The organism is Algibacter pacificus, assembly GCF_008033385.1.
GTDB lineage: Bacteria > Bacteroidota > Bacteroidia > Flavobacteriales > Flavobacteriaceae > Algibacter > Algibacter pacificus.
On sequence record NZ_VOGY01000036.1, the window covers coordinates 1 to 2,033 of the forward strand.

Below are 2,033 nucleotides of genomic sequence, written 5' to 3' on the forward strand. Positions count from 1 at the left end.
TTTTCAGTTTAAAAGGTTCTGAATACCGTCTAATTACTTTGTCATTTCTATACATAATGTTTAAAATTATGTAGCCTTATTTCAGGACGGGTCAACATTACGCACAACGGGTTTGTATAAGATTAGTTGCGTGTTTTAAGTACTAAAGTTAGCAAATAAAAACGGAATAGTAAGTTTGCGAGGACTTTCGTAAGTAGGCTATAACTAGCAATTAATTTTATACGGTGTTGTGCTTTCGTTATTTATTTCGTGAATGTTTTATTTTTTTCACAGATTTCGATATTAATAATTAAATCTAACATTAAGTTTTCTATTAGGTTTACGAATTGAGTCATATCTGTCATATTAACTTGTAATGCGTTTTCACCATGAGCAATCATATTTCGAAATCGTAGAAGTCGATTTAACCCTCTTTCATACGAATTTTCAATTGGAGAAATGCAAAATCGTTCAAGTATTTTGTTTAAAACTTTAAAATTTACATTTGATTCTGTCGGAATTCCTGGTTTTATAGTTATGGTTTCATCAAGTACATTATTAATTAAACTTACAAGTCTTTTTTTTGAGTCAAAAGCAGCTCTAGGATTGTTAAAGTCGCATTCTAAATCAAGCTGATGAGTTAATAATGGATGAGCAATTTCAATTCTCGTAATATTTAAAGAATTTAAATGCGTAGAATAAATAGTAAAAGTATTTTTAACAAAACCTTCCCAAATGGCATAAATGGCAGGAATTGAATATTTTATTTGCAACTCTTTATGGTCAGGTCTAAAGCTATACTTTATTGGTAGACTTTTTATTGTTGCTAATTCTGATACTCTCCAATTTATATCTGCTAATATTTCTTGTATAAAAAGTTTCATTCCGAAATCCCAAAAATTTCATTAGCTACTTCTATTCTTTTAGATATTCTAGATTTACTACCAGATTTACTTCCAGAGGCTTTTTTGAAATTATCTGAATTTTTTAATTCATCTATTTTTTCTATTAAAATATCCGTTCTAGTTTCTTTATATTTAGAAATATTGTTTGAAATTCCAATCATTACACAATCATAAAGACTTGTTGAAAATACATTGTTAGAACCTCTAAACACATCTTTTCCTATAGGACTTAAAATTGAAATAACATCATCAAATAAAATCTGTAAAGGTTCTATTTTCGTTGAATCTTTGACTGCTTCTCTCATATACTTGGTCATATGTTGAGAAATATTTTGAGACAATTCTGTTGGAAGATCAACTAAAGAGCAAAAACGTAGAACTAATTCATCCATATAAAGCTGTTCTAATTGTCTAGCTGTTGGTTGAATTAAATTCACGAAATCGTTACTATTTGAACATTTTCTAATGAAAGAATTAAAGTCTTTAGAAACACCTCTAAAAATTGCATTTCTAATCTCTTGGTCAGTAAGGTCAGAACCTCCAGTATTTAATCTATTAAATAATTCATAACGCATGTCAAAAGCACTATTCCATTTTATTATTTCGATTCGGCAGGATGCTCGTTTTATGTTAAGTTGGAATTTTAATGGTAAATCTTTACATGCTAGATTTTCAAAATCAGCCACTAAATCTCCTTTTCCTAAAATCCAATTATTTTTATCAGGTATAGTTTTAAGAATGCCAAAAAATGAAAAGATAGTTGATATTCGTTGAAGACCATCAACTAATTCCCATTTTCCATTTTCATCTTCTGCTACAAAAATTGGTGGAATAGGAATTCCAATTAGAATTGATTCAATAAATCGGGTTTTTTGATAGTCATCCCATCTGAATAATCTTTGAAACTCTGGGTCAATTACTATTTCGTCACGTTCATACATGCTCATTATTTCACCAAACGACATGTCTAGTCTATCTGTTGATAAACCATTTCTAGTTTTTTCAAGTATATGTTCTAAATTTTCTATTTTATTCATGTTTTTTGTTTAATGAAGCACAACGATCTGGATATGAATCGTAGCATTCAAACCAGCTCTAAATTTTTGTTTAATACCAAGCAATAAAAATAAACAAAAACTTTGTTAAAGC

Annotated in this window: 2 protein-coding genes; both read right to left on the reverse strand. The window is 28.7% G+C overall.

The genetic code is table 11. The annotated features are described in order from the left end of the window. Positions 1-242 precede the first annotated feature (242 nt). Positions 243-863, reverse strand: coding sequence for an MAE_28990/MAE_18760 family HEPN-like nuclease (locus FQU21_RS17215; RefSeq protein ID WP_147679257.1), 621 nt, complete (start codon positions 861-863; stop codon positions 243-245). Then, complete coding sequence (locus FQU21_RS17220) at positions 860-1,921, reverse strand: DUF262 domain-containing protein (RefSeq protein ID WP_147679259.1); 1,062 nt, start codon at positions 1,919-1,921, stop codon at positions 860-862. The genes FQU21_RS17215 and FQU21_RS17220 overlap by 4 nt, the downstream gene beginning before the upstream one ends. Positions 1,922-2,033 lie beyond the last annotated feature (112 nt).